At 46.3% G+C, this 15,925-nt stretch carries 11 protein-coding genes; 2 read left to right on the top strand and 9 right to left on the bottom strand.

The window, feature by feature from the left end; translation table 11 throughout:
* Positions 1–204 precede the first annotated feature (204 nt).
* From tyrS to ABUE36_RS04060, 4 genes are all read right to left on the bottom strand, one after another.
* The gene (gene tyrS / locus ABUE36_RS04075; RefSeq protein WP_161002286.1) at positions 205–1,458 is read right to left on the bottom strand and encodes a tyrosine--tRNA ligase; all 1,254 of its coding nucleotides are present in this window, start codon (positions 1,456–1,458) and stop codon (positions 205–207) included.
* 901 nt (positions 1,459–2,359) lie between these two features.
* Positions 2,360–2,854: a hypothetical protein gene (locus ABUE36_RS04070; RefSeq protein ID WP_161002285.1), complete on the bottom strand. Its 495-nt coding sequence runs from the start codon at positions 2,852–2,854 to the stop codon at positions 2,360–2,362.
* A gap of 39 nt (positions 2,855–2,893) precedes the next feature.
* A complete protein-coding gene (locus tag ABUE36_RS04065) occupies positions 2,894–3,607 on the bottom strand; it encodes a hypothetical protein (RefSeq protein ID WP_421017211.1) in 714 nt (237 codons plus the stop codon).
* Positions 3,585–4,367 carry a DUF4931 domain-containing protein gene (locus ABUE36_RS04060; RefSeq protein ID WP_421017210.1) on the bottom strand — a complete coding sequence of 261 codons (783 nt, stop codon included), beginning with the start codon at positions 4,365–4,367 and terminating at the stop codon, positions 3,585–3,587. The genes ABUE36_RS04065 and ABUE36_RS04060 overlap by 23 nt, the downstream gene beginning before the upstream one ends.
* Positions 4,368–4,509: 142 nt before the next feature.
* On the opposite strand from ABUE36_RS04060, the gene ABUE36_RS04055 reads away from it, so the two are divergent.
* Both ABUE36_RS04055 and ABUE36_RS04050 read left to right on the top strand, forming a co-directional pair.
* Positions 4,510–5,085: a nucleotidyltransferase family protein gene (locus tag ABUE36_RS04055; RefSeq protein ID WP_161002338.1), complete on the top strand. Its 576-nt coding sequence runs from the start codon at positions 4,510–4,512 to the stop codon at positions 5,083–5,085.
* Between the two features lie 191 nt (positions 5,086–5,276).
* On the top strand, positions 5,277–5,495 hold the full coding sequence (locus tag ABUE36_RS04050) for a hypothetical protein (RefSeq protein WP_161002282.1): 219 nt from the start codon (positions 5,277–5,279) through the stop codon (positions 5,493–5,495).
* Between the two features lie 91 nt (positions 5,496–5,586).
* Here the strand turns inward: ABUE36_RS04050 and ABUE36_RS04045 are convergent, their stop codons facing one another.
* The 5 genes from ABUE36_RS04045 to ABUE36_RS04025 form a co-directional block, all read right to left on the bottom strand.
* Entirely contained in the window at positions 5,587–11,454 is a 5,868-nt protein-coding gene (locus ABUE36_RS04045) for a KxYKxGKxW signal peptide domain-containing protein (RefSeq protein ID WP_421017209.1), read from the bottom strand.
* A 438-nt stretch (positions 11,455–11,892) separates the two neighbouring features.
* The gene (locus tag ABUE36_RS04040) at positions 11,893–12,114 is read right to left on the bottom strand and encodes a hypothetical protein (RefSeq protein WP_421017208.1); all 222 of its coding nucleotides are present in this window, start codon (positions 12,112–12,114) and stop codon (positions 11,893–11,895) included.
* 153 nt (positions 12,115–12,267) lie between these two features.
* Positions 12,268–13,302, bottom strand: a complete 1,035-nt coding sequence (locus ABUE36_RS04035) for a DUF916 and DUF3324 domain-containing protein (RefSeq protein ID WP_161002280.1) — start codon at positions 13,300–13,302, stop codon at positions 12,268–12,270.
* Positions 13,303–13,331: 29 nt separating this feature from the next.
* Positions 13,332–14,120, bottom strand: coding sequence for a WxL domain-containing protein (locus ABUE36_RS04030; protein WP_421017207.1), 789 nt, complete (start codon positions 14,118–14,120; stop codon positions 13,332–13,334).
* Between the two features lie 44 nt (positions 14,121–14,164).
* Positions 14,165–15,784 carry a hypothetical protein gene (locus ABUE36_RS04025; protein WP_161002278.1) on the bottom strand — a complete coding sequence of 540 codons (1,620 nt, stop codon included), beginning with the start codon at positions 15,782–15,784 and terminating at the stop codon, positions 14,165–14,167.
* Positions 15,785–15,925: the final 141 nt, after the last annotated feature.

Raw genomic sequence — 15,925 nt, 5'->3', positions numbered from 1 at the left:
AAGTATAAGTCCTCGTTTTCCGATGTGAAATTCTGTGCTTTCAAACTTCACAGCTCGTTCTGATAAACGCAACATTTACTTTACAAGTCGAACATACGTTTGTCAAACAATAAGAAAAAAGCACACTATTTATAGCGTGCTTAATTATAAACTTACTTATTTTCAAGACCCAAACAAAAGGCTTGTGAGAATGATTATTTCTTTTTAATCACTTACGCGAGCAAGGAAATAGCGCTTCTTACCACGACGTACAATAACAAATTTACCATCAAACATTGACTTTGGATCAACGTCTGCATCAACAGAAGATTGTTTGTCACCGTTAATAGTGATGGCGCCATTTGTCACGTCTTCACGAGCTTGCCGCCGCGATTTTTCGATGCCACTATCTGCTAAAAAGTCGACAATATTTTGAATTGCGCCGGTCGTTTCAACGCTTGGGAAAGCCTTGAAGCCCTGTTCGATTTCGTCAGCGCTTAATTCCTTCACATCACCGGAGAACAGTGCTTGCGTGATCTTTTCAGCTTGCTTCAAAGCCGCATCACCGTGAACAAACTTGGTCACTTCTTCAGCCAAACGACGTTGTGCCGCCCGCTTCCAAGGTTCCTTCTTCACTTGTTCAGCCAGATCATTAATTTCGTCTTCATCCAAGAACGTGAAGTACTTCAGAAATTTCACAACATCATTGTCGTCTTGGTTTAACCAGAATTGGTAAAATTCGTAAGGCGTTGTTTTTTCAGGATCAAGCCAAACGTTGCCACCTTCGGACTTACCAAACTTGGTCCCGTCAGACTTCAGCAACAGTGGAATTGTTAATGCAAAGACTGGTGTTTCTGGTCCTTCCACACGACGAATCAAGTCCAAGCCAGCCGTGATGTTGCCCCATTGGTCACCACCACCAATTTGCAATTGCACATCTTGTTCACGGTATAAAGTTAAGTAATCGATGGATTGCAGGATTTGGTAAGTGAATTCGGTAAATGAAATCCCCACTTCCAAACGTGAAGCAACGACTTCCTTATTCAGCATCGTCTTGACGTTGAACAACTTACCGTAATCACGCAGGAAATCCAGCAATGACAGTTTGGACAACCAATCGTAGTTATTCACCAACCGGAATTGGTCTTCCCCAAACAATTTGACCATTTGACCACGCAGGGCTTCTTGGTTGTGGTGCACTTGGTCCATCGTTTGTAGAACCCGTTCGGACTTCTTCCCAGATGGGTCACCGATAGAACCCGTTGCCCCACCGATAACGATCACCGGTTTATGCCCAGCCAACTGGAACCGTTTCAGAATCATAAACGGAATTAAATGACCAATGTGCATTGAATCACCAGTTGGATCAATCCCACAGTACAAGCCAATTGACTTCTTGTCTGTTAATTCACGTAAGCCCTCTTCATCACTGGTTTGGTTGATTGCACCACGCCACTTTAACTCATCAATAATATTCATTTTGCATTCTCCTTCTCATTTTTCAGTTTATTAAGGCACAAAAAAAGTCCCCGTCACTGGCTAACATTAGCCAAGTTGACAAGGGACGAATTTATTCCGCGGTACCACCCAAGTTATTGCATCACTGCAACCACTCTTCACCGGTATCGGGGTGCGCCGAGATAACGATCACAAACGCTGTACTTCGCGTATTCAATGTCACCGGTTCACACGACCACCGGCTCTCTGGAGAGGGATTGAAGGCACTACTTGATTATCAGTTTTGAAACCAACGATCACGTTTTCGTTATCAAATATTGTTGTCATTGTACTGACTGATTGATGTTGATGTCAACCATGGATTTCAAAAGTTTGACCTGGATTGCTGATGTTTCCGCTTCTGGTTGCTGATATTGAAACTCCGTTGTGGGGACCGGTCTTAGCCCGCGTTGCGGTCTTCGACCTCGACTTGAAGCCTCCAAACCCGAGTCTTCAAGCTCGTCCGTGGCCTAAACCCAGCAAACCCACTGGGTTAACGCCACTTTCACAACTCCGTTTCAATATCAGCGCCCGCCAGCTACATCTCTCCGAAGACTAACATAATCTGACAAATCAGTACCATTCCACATCACTCGATCCACAGTCATCACCGCAGATAACGTGAAATTTAAATGGAGACTACCGCCCACATTCGATTCACTTTAGCAATGAACTAAACAGAGCTGCAGGGCGTCAGCATTGGAACCAGGCCATGAATGTGGTGTTAATTCGAATGGTTTTCTCGAATTTACACCACGGACAGGCGCAAAGACTCGCGGTCCTCACGAGGCTTTGTGGCGAGGTGAAAGACTCCGGTTTACGGAGGCTTGAACCGGTCCCATGGCGGCGTTCCAATGCTGACAACCGCAAGCGGCAGTTAGCACTATTTCACATAGAAAATATAGTCCAGCGTCGTCGGATTCTCTTCCGGTTGGAAGCGTTGTGGATCGTAGCGTTCGTAGACATACTTCAAGTTAGTCCAGTCGTCCTCCGTCATCATGTGACGAGTCACGAGTTCCTGATGGGCTGTTTCCATGGCCCGTTGACCAAACAAGTCGCCAGTATCTGGATTGCCGTTAACCCACGCAACGGCAGCAGAACTTTCTGGAACTGTAATCGCTTGGAAGCCTTCTGGCACCTTCTGACCCTTACGGAACCATTTGCCAATCCAGTAAGTTGTTTCGTCACCATCAATGACTAATAGGCCAATTTTGGCAGGGTCTAAGGGCTTGTTGATGGTTTCCAATTGCTTAAACTTATCTGTTGTTTCCCAGTCTAACCAGGCATAGTTGTATGAACCATGTTCCTGCTTCTTGTATGGGAGTCCAAATAATTGGCGAGCTGGTTCCGTAACTAAACTACGATGTGTAACTTTCATTTTAGTGCCTCCAGTAATAAATTTCGTTTATCGTTCTTTTTAACTAGCGGGCTGCGTAATGATTGATGTTAACGTTCTGTGTTGACGATCCAATCGCCACAGATAAGTAGCCGCACGAGCCGGCATAGTCGGATCGATTTGTTGGCAAACGACATTGGCAATCGCTGCCGTCGCTGGCCGGTGCAAATAATCGCTCAAAATACGCGTTAAATGGACGTCAAAAAGTGACTTGCTTTTATCCATCCCCGTTAGTGACTGCTTTAAGTCTAGCACGATAATCAGTGCTAATGCATTCACCTTTTTAGGCCCCATGCCATGAATGGGTGACAAACGGGCCTCCAGCTCTTCGAAACTAGTGGTTGAAATAAATTGTTCAGCGTCGCCGTTCGCTTCCGTTACCAATGTTTGACCCAAGCTAGCTAAATTCTGCGCCATCGTTTTGGGGAAACGGTGTAATGCGGGTTTGGTCTGAATCGCCGTTAATAAATCGGCTTGATGTGTGGCAAACCACGCGGCCGACCAGTTTTGCTCACCGATCCGATCACGCAGACGTTTAGGTAATTGCCAGGCTCTGTTTGCGGGAACGGATTGATCAACAATCACCCCACACATCAAGGCGAATTTATCTGTTAGTAGCCAGTCGCTGTCTTCCGGTGATAAATCGAAATCACCCATGAATGTGTCCGGCAGATTTGCCTGATAATCCCGCTGCAACATTGTCACAGCGTGCTCATTCAAGATAGGTGTGCGCATGCGCTGTTACCTCCTGGCCAATTTCATTAATTCGATCCGCCTGAAAAACTTGTGGCACTAGATAGCCCACGCTTAGTGGTGAAGCATTAAAACGCGGCACAACCTTGCAGACAATTGCACCATCGTGCGCATTGTAAAAGAATAAGTTATAACTATCACAACGACCATGAAAGTAATCCGTCAGAATATAGTGCGTCAGTACACGTACCGCTTGAGCCAAATCCGCAGCGGCCTTTATCCCGGGAATTCGCACGTTGAATTCAAGAAAACCTAGTAACGGTTCATTTGCCACGGCCAACGCGGCGTCACCTAGTTGTAAAAACGTTTCGCCGGATAGGTTGGCCGCCGTCACGTGCGCATAACCATCCACTTTATTGAGCCCAATTATCTGCATGTGCGGATGAGCCAATGACCCGCCGGAGCGTGGTCCATAATTTTTATACATAATCACAGATTTGTATTGAGGATTCCGTTGCATCTCTGCCCATTTGCGCAACGAGAAATCCATAATTACGGCGGCTGTCTGTTGATCGTAGTTCGACCAGTCTCCGGTATGGTTACTGGATTCAATGATAATCGTTTGCAATGTGTCGGCCAGTACCCGAAATTTATTCACGAGCCAAATTCGGTCGTCCTCTCGCGCTAAGATGTTCGTCAGGTGCGCTACATCACAAAATGGACACGCCGCATTCTGATGGACGATGTTTTCTGGTTTTCCTTGCGCAACATGTGTAATAAATGAAAGTTGTTCCTGTGTCATGTGTTTCCTCCACATCAACTCGCCAGAGTAAATTATTCGATTATTATACCGCGATTTCATTATATTCAGCATTGATGCGGATTGATCTGTCTAATAATTGCGCCATTCTGGTGCAATTATTTAAACGTGCTACACTGAGATGATGAAAAACGAAAATGAACAATCACAACAAATTTTAGATATTATCCAAGACATTCCAGCCCTAATGACCATTCTTCACGCCATTGCCGATCAGCATCTAATACAAGGTGCGCTGGCCGCCGGAAGTATCCGTAACACGGTGTGGCAAGTGCTGAGCCATCAACCGGTTCGGCTATCTTCCGACATTGATGTCGTGTTCTTCGATCCCAAACGGCCATATGAAGATAACCTCCCGATTCAAGCTAAGCTAAAGGACCGTTTGCCACAATATAAGTGGCAGGTTAAAAACGAAGCGTACATGAATACACACAATTTTAATGATGTGCCGCCGTTTACTTCGGTTGCCGATGCGATCGGTCATTTTGTTGAAACACCTACTTGTGTCGGCGCCTATCTGGACGAATCCGGTCAGCTACGTTTGATTGCACCACACGGTGTGGCCGATCTGCTCAACTTCATTAGCCGTCCTGTTCCGATGTACCAACAGGATGCCGCCCACATGGCTATTTTTGACCAACGAATGGCCGCCAAACAGTGGCAACAAAAATGGCCTCAATTGAGTATCCTGACACACTAATTGACGACTGGTAATAGGCACACAATTTTATCTTCGTTTGCAACCATGCTACACTGACGATAATCGAGCTGGTTCAACAGGCTTACCAACCAAATTTCAAAACACGCGTGAATAAAGATGTTGAAGACATGATTTGATGCAACGTTTTGATCCATCGTTCTATGCTTATGATGAACGCGAGGTGATTCCACATGCAACTTGTACTTGTAAACCGTGAAACGAAAGCCCGGAAGGTTATTAATGATTGTGAATCGATTGCTCTGATCGATGCCGATCAGGAAACGCACCTGCCACAATACTATGTGCCAAACGCACGTCAGCAGCTTGGCGCCGTGGCGTTTGTCCTCACCCGCACCCGGCAGGAACCGTGTACGTTTAAAACCAGTCAGTGGGAAATTCGTAACGATTAAGATGTCATCACATAAAAGACCCATCACCGTAATTGTAACAACCTGTTACAATTCAACGATGATGGGTCTTTTGATGCTCAATATTCCTATTTTAATGCTTTAGTGAATCATGCTTACGGCGAAGACCAAACCAACCAATCAGCGTCGTTAAACCAAGAATGCCTAACAATGCTTCAAGTTCACTCGCTTCGTTAGTATCTGGTAAGTGCCGGCCAACATACTGCGGACTAACAGGCGATGATGCCTGTTTGCCGTTAGTCAACTGACCGTTATAACCACGTGCGCCGTTGACTCCGGTTGTAGCCACACCAGTACTAGTTGTTGATGACTGGTCATTGCTCATTTCAACGTTACTCATTTCATCATTTACGGATGAAGAGCTACCCGTTGTGGATGGGTCTGAACTATTACCATTCCCTGTTGAATCACCAGTCGTCTTCGGTGGTAGCAATACCTTTAACTGAGCTTCAATATCAGCAGCTTGCGCAGCCAAACTGTCCGCGAACTCGCGTAACTTGTTTGCCTGTTCTAACGCCTGGCTAGCGGCGTCCGAATACTTCTTAGCAAGTGCTGGATCATTTGCTGCCAACGCTTGCTTGGCTAGCTCTTCATCCTCAGCAGCTTGTTTGGCTAATGAGTCGGCCGCACTGGCAGCGCTATTAGCCTGGTTAACTAAGGACTGCGCCTTGTTTTCAAGTGATGACTGACCTTGGCTGTGTGCCTGGTTAGCCAAACTTGCTAACCGTTCAGCATCGCTTTGAGCGGCAGACGCTTCACTAGCAGCTTTCGATGCGGCGGAAGCAGCCTCGCTGGCCGCAACACTTGCATCGTGATGATCCTGGCTAACCGCACTGTTGATGTTCTCAAACGTTGCGTCAATCCGACTTCTAAACTTAGCAGCTGCGGCACTCAAACCAGCGATAACTGATTGGGCACTCTGAGCTTCTGAAGCAAACTGACTGGCCGTCTTCGGATCATTCAGTTTGGCAGCACTCAGTGCACTCGACTCAGCGGCACTGGCGAGTAGATTTTCAGAAGTAGCGGCGGACTCAGTACTGTTCAACTGACTCATCAGTGAATTAGCTTCACTAGCAAGTGATTGAACGGTGCTATTTTGCTGATCCGTTGCAGCCTGACTAGCAGCCACCGTCGCACTTTGCTGTGTCGACTGCGTTGCACTGGTAACCGCGCTCTTAGCCTGATCAGCAGACGTAGCAGCACTGGTAGCAGTGCTACCGTATGAACTAGCAGCTGTGGAATCGATGCTGACTGCTTTGTTGATGGCAGAGTTCGTTTGGTTAACCTGTCCCAACAAGGTATTTGCAGAAGCTGTAGCATTGGCAGCCACTTTCTCAGCACTTTCGGCCGAAGCCTTGTCAGATGCTGCAGTAACGCTGTCGTTTGTAGTCGCCGCTGTGGAAGCAGCATCTGCATAGCTCTTAGCAACTGAAGCGGCGGATAATGCAGTGGAATCCTGAGCGCTTAATGCTGCCAATGAATCCTGATTCTGCTTGTCCATTGACTGAACTGCACTGTTCGTCAAATCTGTTTTAGCAGCGCTTGTTGCACTAGTAGCAGCGTTACTTGCACTCGTCGTTGATGAATTCGTGGCACTCGCGTTGGAGTTGGCAGTGGAAGCTGCAGCACTGGCACTAGCGGCAGCCTGAGAAGCGGCTAATGAGTCAGCCTTCACTTGCTTGTCAATTGCGGTATTCTGATTGGTAATGCTCTTGGCAAAGTCTGTAGCCGATGTAGCAGCATTCGAAGCCGCTTTTTGTGCCGATATTGCAGAGTCCCGATCAGAAATTGCAGTTGCACTATCGTTTGTAGTTGCCGCTTTATCTGCTGCACTAGCGTAACTTTGAGCAATGGAACTTTCTTTCTGTGCTGTTGAATTAGCAGCACTCAAGCTTTTTGCCCAATCACTATTCTGCGAAGCCATTGACTGTACTGCCGCATTACTTGAATCGCTCTTTGCAGAACTCGTTGGAGATGTGCTAGTAGCCGTCGTAGCACTACTTGCGGCAGTTGCTGCACTTGTAGCGGCGTCGTTGGCACTCTTTGCGGCATTCGCAGCGGCCTTTGAGTCAGCTTCAACCTTGTTAGTAATCGAAGTGTTCAGATCCGTTAATGAACTCAGTGCATTTTGAGCCGATGTCGCTGCTTCACTTGCTAACTTATTAGCCGAAGTAGCTTGACTCGCAGCAGTGCTTGCACCCTTAGCGTCGTTCAACTTGGCTGCATCGGAGGCTGCACTTGCGTAACTGTTGGCAGCGTTTAACGCACTTGACGCATCCGAAGCGGCTTTTGCAGCAGTTGAAGCTTGTGTTGAGGCTGACTTCGCCCAATTTTGAACCGCTGCATCCGATTTGTCACTATCAGCCGCATTCTGTGCCGACGTATTTTGTCCTTGTGCAGATGTGTTGTCGTTTGTGGCCGAAGTATTTGCTGTGCCGGCACTAGTCGCTTGACTTGCTGCTTCTTTCGAGGATTTTGCTGCTGCCTCACTATCCGCTTGAACCGAAGCCGTAAGCTTCTTGAGACCGTCGGCAATACTCGAGGCTAAATTGGTCACGCTGGTTCCAGCAGCCGCTGCCGAAGCTTCCATTTTTGCGGCATCCGAGGCATTCTGGCTTGCCAAACTGACATCATTATTAGAACCCGCCGCACTGGCCGCAGTTGAGGCATAGACGGAAGCCGCAGTCTTCAAGCTCTGCATTGTGGAATTTGCACTAATCAAAGAGCCCTGGAGAGACTGCAAACTCTTCATTGCTTTTTGCACGCTGTCATTTTCGGTATCTGACGCACCTAAACTAGCTAAACTTGACTGTGCAGCAGAATTAGCATTCGTGCTGGCTGTGGGGTCGACATTATTTGCGACTCCACTCACAACCTTTGACGAACTGTCCGCTGATAGGGCGAAGTTAGAAGAAGCAATAGAATCCGTGTGAACAGCGTTTGACAGAAGGGTGTACGTATTAGCCGCCTGGTCACGATTATTATCTATTTTATTTTGCAGTTCAGCCATATTGCTAGCAAGTAGTAAAGCCTGACTAGCATAATGTTCCGCCGGGGCAACATCATTAATAAGGGCTGCGCTGGATGCTGCAGATAGCAGAGAATTTGCCGTAGATTGACCACTAGTCAAACCACTCTGCATATCCGACGTTGCTAACGAATTGGCTGACAATATTTTACTGTAATTCTGAACGGCACTGTTGTTAGTATCAGTAGCGGCTAATGACATTCCTTGACTATCATATTTATTTACACTATTCACATCAGATGTCGCGGAACTAACCCGTTTACTAATATCATCAGCAGCAATTTGAGTGGATGTAACTTGTTGCGATGCCATTGTACTATCAACAATTAAGATACTTTGGGCGAGTTCAGCAGCAGAGTTAGCAACCGATTCAGCTGTGTTTGTCTTCGTGAGGAAACCAGCAAACATAGAATTAAGGAGCTTACCACCGTTATAACCAAAATAACTAGCTGAAGCAGCATCATTCTCTGCCGCTGCTGAAAGCGCGTTATTAATCATATACGGATACGTAACATCATACTGATTGTTAGCAGCATTTTGTTGTGCCAGTGCACTATCTTGTGCCGACTTTAATGCCGCTTGTGCTGAAGTAAAAGCACTATTAGAAGCAAGCGCTGGATCTGCAACTTCCGCAGAATTAACTTGTGAAGCATAATCTTCTATCGCTTTAATCTGGTCACTAACGGTTTTCATTACACCAGAAGCATAGTTGTGCGTATTAACAACCGAATCAGCAGCTTGGCTGGCCGCAGTGCTATCAGAAGTCACAACACTCTTGATGTTTGCATAAGCCGAAGTCGTTGCACTAGCTAGGGAATTAGCACTGGTAGTGTAGCCAGAAGCAAGCGTATTTTCTGCGGCCGCCAAATTTGCATAACTTTTAGCAGCAACCTGATCATACAAATCCGCAGCACTAGCAGCCTGATTGGCATAGCTTTCTGCGGCCGTACTTGCAGCCCGAGCTTTAGTAACCAAATCATTAGCATCAGTGCCATTAGCCTGAGTTGAAGTGTTTTCAGCCTGAAGATCCTTATTCTTTAAATCGGTTCCGGCAATTGATCCGGCAATTGCAACATTACTTTGGGTTTGTGTATTTGCGTTTGTGACTTTTGGTAATTCGGCAGCAGTACTCTGAGCCGCACCAACGGCGCTCTGAGCCGCACTCTGGGCCGCAATACTATCTGCTGTCACCCAGCCTTGAATTTTATTGAGGCCGGTTTTTGCATTGGCAAGCGCCTGAGCTGTCTTATCAGCTAATGACGTAGCCGTCGATGCCTCATTAGAAGCAGTTTCTGCAAACGTTAACGCTGCATCAGAACTCAAACCCAATACCGCTGCCGCAGTTGACGCAATCTTTGCTGCAGCCAGTGCATTCGCCGCAGCAGTTGAATCAGTGGCTGCTTCATTTAAATCAGCCTGAATAGAATTATTGGCCGATTGTACCGAACCATTTTGTGAATCCTTACCCGCAGCTGTTGCCGCTTGACCAGCTGTATCACTTAACGCACCCTTAGATGTATTTTGATTAGCTGCAGCCGTCGATGTTTCTTGTACATACTGTCCGATACTAGCGACCTTTTTGTCGTTAGCAACCTGAGTATTTACCTGTGTATTCAAATCATTTATCGAGGAAACCTGGTCAGTCGTTGTGGTTTGTGCAGCTTCAGCAGCGGTTTGTTGTGTCTTAACATCATCAGCAAAGTTACTAGCCGCAGTAGTATCACCCGCAGTTTCAGCAGAAGCTGCCGAAGCAGCTAAATCTTGAGCAGATTTAAGTGCATTTTCTGCAGCAGTAACAGCTGCGCTAGCGTTAGATTGTGCTGCGGTTGCCGAAGCCAACAGGTTGGTGACATTGGCCTGCGTTGGATCAGACGCAGCAGTAGCCTTAATGGTTGCTAGTGTTTGGTCTACAGTCGTCAGATTGTTGTCGGCAGTAGTCGCTGCTGTATTAGCCGCAGTAACGGCCGCATTAGCCGCCGCTGTGTATTCGCTAGACGGTGTCGCACTTACGGTGCCTGTACTTGTAGTGTCTGCAGTATCGGTAGTACTTCCAGTCGCGCCCGTAGTACCCGTTGTCTCGTCCATACGAACGATTTCAGCAGGTTGGCTAGTGGCAGCCAAGGAAGACTTGATTGTATTCAATTCATCATTAGTGATTGCAGCAGCAACGCTGACCACCGTCAAACTTTGCGAAGCCGTACTAGTCTGATCACTGGTTGCGTCAGCCACCGTTGTCTGTTTTGTTTCTGTTGAGGCAGCAACAGTTTTGTCAGTCGTGGTGGCAGTAGTCGTTGGGGCTACCGCGTTGGTCTTAACGGAAGTTGTCTCCGTTTGGCTAGCTGAACTGGCTGGCTTAGCACTAACCGTTGAACTAGCGGAAGTTGCTGTACTCGTAGCGTCACTTAATGTAGCACGGGAACCTAGCGTAGCCGGATTAATCAATGTGTTCGTTACTGAACCGGGTGTTTGCGCTGGTGCAGAAGCCGGCACAGTCTCACTGGTTGCGTTGCTGAGTGTTGCACGGGAAGTCAACTCTGAGTCGGTCGTTTTACTCGATTGACTAGCCGTTGTGTCACTCTTAGCAGTCTCAGAAGAAGCAGAGGTAGCAGCCGATGTTTGACTACCGCTCTGTTCACTTTGGGCGCTTGCTTGACTAGTTGTTTGCGTCTGACTGGTTGCAGTCGAAAGAACCGCGGAACCAGCAGATGCTGTGTTAGTGGCTGACGCAGAACCGGTTTGTGTTTGAACCGTCGTCGGTGTCTGATCGGCATGCACGTCATCCTGAGTCATTGCCTCGACTAGCCCAAAGGTCAGCAAAGTTAAGCCCGCAAAAAGCCACTGCTTACCAGCCTTATACATTTTATAATGTTGCTTCTGTGTGTCGGGAATACGACCTAGGCGATTTTCAGTCATTTTCAGCAATAACCTCCTACTCTCTTTTAACTAAATTAACAACGCTGTAACAGAATATTTAAAATTCAAAATTGTAATCTAGTTATATCTATTAAACGATTATAGTCATCGTCGATTATTAATGTAAAGTAATTGTGTTTCGCTTGTTCTAGTGCTGTTTTAAGAGAAAAACAGTTGTGCACAATTAAGTTAATTAACGTCCTTAATAAAAGCCGCCATAATGGGGCCTGTTACTAATTTGAAATGCTTTACCTTTCAACATGTTTTAGCGAGTAAAACATCTAATTCAGGGACAGTCATTTTGCTCAACTAAAAGCTTAACATTTCCTTAATATTTAGTGATTATAAATTCTATTTGTCGCGACTTACGTACACAAAAAGCGTGACGCAATGGGAATATTCATTACGTCACGCCTTTATTCACATTTATGCCGCAGGTTAATGCTTGTATAAATACGTAAATGTACCATCTTCATTTTTCTTAAATGTAAATTCGTGATCCTGAGTATCTTTTGCTCGCCAACGGGTGACGCCATAATGAATGGTATCAGAATCTTGCAAACGGGAAACAACGCCACCAACTAGCTCACGGTCATCACTAAATGATCCTCTGAGCACCCCTTTTAATACTGGTAAAAAATCTTCTACATTAGTTATCATGACGGGTCACTTCCTCATTCCTTACTGTATCAATAGTGTAACAAATAAAGGCGAGTGTGTGAACGCTTTCACTAAAATAAAATCATTAATTCTTCATTATCAGTACGTTAATTCATCAGTACGTTAATTCGTAAAGTTATTGACGCCAACCAATTAATGGCGCCGCCGAATGAGTGCCCACGCCAACATACCAGCTAACACAGTAGCCCCGCTGCCGGCCCCGATAGCAACATTACGCCACGTATTATCTGGTTTTACCTCAACGGATGACCGGTTTAAATGATGTGCTTTCTGTGCTGTAACCTTGAAATTCTTGCTAAATTGCCACCGTTTCTTTTGCGCGACTGCAGTTATCGTTAGCGTATAACGACCAGCGTTTAATGGCCGATTCTTTAACCATACCGGAAACTGCATCACCGCGTTGGGTGCCAACTGATAACCAACTTGCTTGGTGGTATACAATGCCGTCTGACTACCCGCCTTTTTGACTTCACCCGTTACTTTCAACTGATTAACAAAAGTAGCGGTTTCGTTGTGAATGGCACCACTAACAACATTACGAGCATTTACCTGCTTAGGTTTAACCGTTCCTAATGACAGTTTGGACGATACCTTGTTCACGCTGTTGCACAAAACAATTGCAACCACAAATTGATATCGATTTTGAATGGCCACTGCCTGTTGCTTTTTCGATGATGACACTGCATTATCGGCGTCTGCATCGCTCAGCGTCAGACCACCTGCTAATTGTCCATCAAAATGGTGTTTGGGCATGGTTACCTGCATCCGCACTTGACCATCTCCATTTGGAGCAATCGTAATTGGTTTGGCAGGCAGTTTCACCACTTTAGCAAAATCAGCCGGAACGCTATCGTCCAATCGTTCCTTATTTTTTCCGTACTCCACCACCCCATTCAGGTTTGTCGTTGCTTGCGCTAAATCTGTTTTCAAATGGAGTGGTGTTTTCTTATTATTGTGAACATTGACGACCAACGTTGTCTCCTCACGGGGATTCATTTTAAGGTCAAAGTACGTTACTTTTTGATTCACCTGTTGAGTCGGCAAAACGGGCTGCACCGAAAAGGCCAGCCCGTCCGCTGAGACGTGAATGCCAAACAACAGGGTCGCCAACGCAACGAATAGACCGAGTAGCCACCGCCAACGTTTGCCGATTCTCTTTTGCGTCATTTCATTCACTCCCAAATATTAATTCTCTGCTAGTCACCTTGGTCGGCATTAACTGCCCCCTGAGCCCCACCCGGAACCGTCGTCGGGGTTGGGGAATTTGGGTTACCACCATTAGTTGGAATATCTTCCAGTGACCAGTTCAAACTGGTTGTATAAACGTCTTCTTCAGGATATGCGCCAGTTGGTACCGTTAACTTAGCGCCAGGGTTATCTTTCGTCCCCCAAGCGTCCGTCCATAAACCATAGCCATTGCCAGCTAAAGCATTCATTACAACAGCCTGATTATCTGGCATGAGCTTTTGATCCGTCACGTTCACTTGGTCGGGTGACAGCCCTAGACCACTGCCTGCTCGTGAGTCAGTCAAGCTTATTTCAGCGCCTTTCAAAGTTTTTTGAGATCGGACACTCTGCAATTGACCTTTTTCAGTCACTTTAAGAGTCCAGCCCTTTGGATCGCCAGCCCGCTTATCGGTTACTTGAGCAAAATTAGCTGACTTATTCGCATTGTCCATGGTTGCGGTGTACGTTTGCTGCGAAGGAGAAATCTTGTGAACCCCAAAATTGAAGTTTGAAACATAATCAAGCGTTAGGGCACCTGTGTTACCAGTACCAGGATTACTCCCGTCCCCAGGTTGGTCCGGATGTTCTGGATCAACCGGGTTTTCAGGAGTCTGATCATCCTGTGTAAATGCAACGGTTGCTCGAGTAGTTGCTGTTGATGTTTGTGCGGCCTTCGCAACTGTCGGTACTGACATGCCAAGACCTGCTACAGCAAGGCCAAGTGCGGAAAAGAGTTTAATTTTTGTTGATAATGACATATTAATGCTCCTTTTTCAGGTTATTTTTATTTGGTTCAAGCAATTTAATTATTTGCGACACCATCTGTTACGTGCCATGTCACACTTCCTGAATAAGCCTCACCTCCTCCGGTGCCAGTCGGCATTTCTAAAAACAAACCAGTGTTGGTATTCCAGTTTTGAGAAACATTTGTCACCGTTGAATACAAGTGATAATCAACGTCATGAATGGTCTCGCTCGGGTACTCGCCCTGCGTCGCAACTAAAACCTGGTTGTTGTTAATCGGTAAATCACTGCCATTATGCAGATAGTGCATCGCATCAAACAGTACGTCATGATCAGCACCGGTTAACTGATCTGACTGGCTGGCCGAAACCGTTAATGTCCATGTAGTCATCGCTTCACGTCCATCCACAACACTCAGTGTGTTGGCACCGACAGCATCGCTATCGACTGGGACAATGCGTGCCGGAAGTTTTTGATGCCATGCAGTTGACGCGTCAATGGGGTCGTCGGTCGGATTGAATGTAATCCCATTCGGCGCCACCAGACCAAGACCGTTAGACGGCTGATTTGGCACATCAACTGACAATACATAATGAAGAGGATCACTAAAATCATTATTTTCATCGCCAACATATAAATTGAATCCTGAAAGCTGATCACTATATTGCGGCATATACTCGGCCGGAATTGTTACCGTAAATTTCTGACGGTTAGTTGCTGCCGGTATCACAATTTCATCTACGCCTTGATACCTATCGGACCATAGCTCCAGATAAACCAAGTAACGCCCGGCCTTTGGCGCCGTCAGGAACACTGGTAATGACAACGAACCGCCTGTGTAATGAACACGGTTGCCAGCAAGCGGATCACCATAATCAATCACCGGATTACGAGTATCATCAGCTGCCCGAGTTTGCGGCATATTCTTAGTGTGTTGATTGTTCGATTGTTGTAGCGCTTGAACTTGATTAGCCGACGAGGACGTTGCTGTGGTGGTCTGATCAGCTGACTTTTGAACACTGCTCTTATCAGAATTCGAATCATTATCGTGATCGGTTTTCAAACTTGAACTGCTTGAACTACTCGTCGACATACTAGTTGATGACCTCATGGCGCTGACTGACCCAGTCGTCGGAAGCTGGACATGTGATTGGTCTTTGTTACTGCTACCTTCACTGTCGCTTACATCAGTTTGTGAATTGCCGCTTACCGTCGCGCTGGTCTTATCACTGCCATTCAAGTTTGACGCGGCCACATCGCTACTTTGAGTTGACGTGACTGATATCTCCTGTGTAGCTAATTGATGTCGCTGACTATCAAGCACCTGGATCGTGCCGGTACCCGGCGTTAACGTTTTAACAGCAATCGTCCAATGTCGCGTTTGATGCGCAGAAAGTGACAGCGTGGTTTGCGTTAACTGCTCATTCCAGTCCAACGCCACAGTGTTTTTATCGCCGGTATCAGCAATAACTGATGATGGCAATCTCAACGTTATTGTGGCGTTTTGCTCCGTGTCATTTTCCGTAACAAACTGAACTTTTTGCGGATTAACCTGTGTGCCTGTTGTAAAGGTCACAACGGGCCCACTGGCCGCATTTATCCGGTGACTGGGTGTAACAAGCAGCATCGTAATGATCAACAACATACTAACGACACTTAGTCGACGCCAACGTATCATCTCTGCATTACTCCTTTCGCTTTATTGAATGATTAAATTGTACTGGTTAATGGCGTTAACAAACGGTCAATTTTGACTAACATGATTTCATAAATGGGTAATTTGACTTTAGTCAGCTAACAAACTTACTGACGACCAGCA

Origin of the sequence: Furfurilactobacillus cerevisiae (assembly GCF_048961765.1) — a bacterium.
In the GTDB taxonomy this organism is placed as follows: domain Bacteria; phylum Bacillota; class Bacilli; order Lactobacillales; family Lactobacillaceae; genus Furfurilactobacillus; species Furfurilactobacillus milii_A.
The sequence above is the reverse complement of the archived record's forward strand: the minus strand, read 5'-3'. Positions and strand labels throughout refer to the sequence as shown.